The 2,055-nt window shown below is 67.5% G+C and carries 2 protein-coding genes and 1 pseudogene; all 3 read right to left on the reverse strand.

Annotated elements, in window-relative coordinates:
* The coding region (locus tag HUK84_RS15970) for a sodium:solute symporter family protein (RefSeq protein ID WP_176641166.1) at nucleotides 1-1,287 on the reverse strand (1,287 nt) is incomplete at its 3' end.
* 49 nt (nucleotides 1,288-1,336) lie between these two features.
* On the reverse strand, nucleotides 1,337-1,609 hold the full coding sequence (locus HUK84_RS15975; protein WP_176641167.1) for a DUF3311 domain-containing protein: 273 nt from the start codon (nucleotides 1,607-1,609) through the stop codon (nucleotides 1,337-1,339).
* Between the two features lie 212 nt (nucleotides 1,610-1,821).
* Nucleotides 1,822-2,055 (reverse strand): annotated as a pseudogene (locus tag HUK84_RS15980) (UDP-glucuronate 5-epimerase); the annotation flags it as partial.

Below are 2,055 nucleotides of genomic sequence, written 5' to 3' on the forward strand. Positions count from 1 at the left end.
GACCGCCAGGCCGTCGCCCGCCACCAGGCCGGCGATCAGCGCGGCCGGGCTGATGGCGCGGGCGCGCAGGATGGCGAAAATTCCGGGCGCGGCCTGGGTGACCCCGAAATAATACATGGTGTTCAGCTTGACCATGACGCCCGAGGCATGGGCCGCGCTGACGATCGAGAACAGCAGATAGAGCGCGATCACCAGTTGCGCCCCGTAGCGCTGCTGCCGGTCGGACAGGCCGTGCAGGAGGTTATGCGAGACCAGCGGGCCGATCGCCAGGCACATCCCGGCGAGGACGACCAGCGCCGACAGCGCGCAGGCCGCCGCCACCAGCCCCTGGAGCCAGGCCGGCAGCAGGGCGTGCGAGACCGCCATGAAGGCGTCGTTGGGCGTGGACAGCGCCATGCCCGACCGGCGCGCATAGTCGGCGACCAGGTAGAGGAACGGGAACATCAGCATGTAGAGCGGCATGACGACCTGGTTGCGCCGGACGATGCGCCGCGAACGGCCGGTGAAGAGGAAGGCCACCGTCTGCGGCGCGACGCAGAAGCCGATCGCCTGCAACAGGATCGTGGACATGGCGAAGGCTTCGTCACGCGCGCCGGGGCGGATGTGGGCGATATCGCCGGCCGCCGCGCCCCCTTGGAGCGTTACCTCCTGGAGCGGGACCTTGGGCAGGTGGCCCGAGGCCAGGAGTGCCGCCAGGCCCACCGCCAGTACCGCGACGATCATCATCACGTCCTTGAGGATCGAAACATAGGCCGGGGCGCGGATGCCCGACAGCGCGACCCAGAAGAACGCGATGATCGCCGCCAACGTGGTGAGCGCGATGGCCGGCACGTGCCAGCCGAACCCCTGCAGGACGGAGAGCAGGCCGATGAACTGGATGTCGCCGAACGGCAGCAGGAACAGGATCGCGTTCAGGGTCATCGCGATCTCGACGGCGCGGCTGCCGACATGGTGGCGGAACAGGTCGGCGATGGTCAGCGCGTTGTAGGTGCGCCCCGCCTGCCAGATCCAGGGATTGAGGAAATAGCCGACCGGGAAGGCCAGGACGATATAGCCGAGGAACCAGATGACGAAGGCGGTGCCGTGGCTGAAGGTTCCGGCGGGAAAGCCGAGCACGCTGCCGATGCTGTAGGTCTCGCCCACCGAGAGGAAGAACAGCAGGAGCCCGCCGAACTGCCCCGATGCGACGAAGAAATCCCGCGCGCCCTGGTGATGATGGCCGCGCCGGGAGAAGAGCGCGAGACCGACCGAGAGCAGGATCACGAGGCCGAAGGTCAGGGTTGCCATGCGGGGGCGTGTCTCCTGGAAAAGCGGGACCCGGTCCCGTGGCGTGGCGTCAGTCCCGGTCGCGGGTGGGCCCGCCGTCGATGTGCCCATCGTCGATGTACCGGTCGTCGATGTACCGGTCGTGGAGCAGCCAGACCAGCGCCATGCAGATCGTTGTGAGAACGAACCAACCATAGAGCCAGAACGTGACCACCGGGAAGCCCAGGATGGTGCCCGGGATCCGGTCCAGCAGCGGCAGGGCCAGGTCGACGGCGCAGAATGGAATTCCGAGCCCGATCGCGAGCCGCCAGCGTGGTGCAGCGGATGACGGGGGGTGGGTCATGGCGTGTCGTCCCCTTGTGGCGCCGAATCGGTGGCGGCGAACGGAGGCGGGTGCGTTGCCGCGAATCGCGATAATGTCTGCGATGAGCGCATCTGTCCGACCCTGTCCCCCAGTTTCTCCCACAGGATTGTCCCCATTTCTGTGGATAAATCCAGTTCGGGATGGAACCGGGGCGGGCTTCGATTCGCGCCCCTCGCTTCAGGTCCCGCGTTTCAGATATCGTACCAGTCGCGATACCATTCGACGAAGGCGTCGACGCCGGATTGCAGCGTCGTGGCGGGGCGAAAGCCCGTCAGGTGCTCCAGCATGGCGCAGTCGGCCCAGGTCGTGGGCACGTCGCCCGGCTGCATGGGCAGGTTGTTGCACAGGGCCGCGCGGCCGGTCGCCCGTTCGATGGCCCGGATGAAGTCGCGCAGCCCGACGGGCTGGCCGTTGCCGACATTCAC

Origin of the sequence: Nguyenibacter vanlangensis (assembly GCF_013376155.1) — a bacterium.
Classification (GTDB): Bacteria; Pseudomonadota; Alphaproteobacteria; order Acetobacterales; family Acetobacteraceae; genus Gluconacetobacter; species Gluconacetobacter vanlangensis.

What these genes read in the sequence shown, in the direction of transcription:
- HUK84_RS15975 (WP_176641167.1), bottom strand. Translation starts at nt 1,609, where the DNA reads ATGACCCACCCCCCGTCATCCGCTGCACCACGCTGGCGGCTCGCGATC.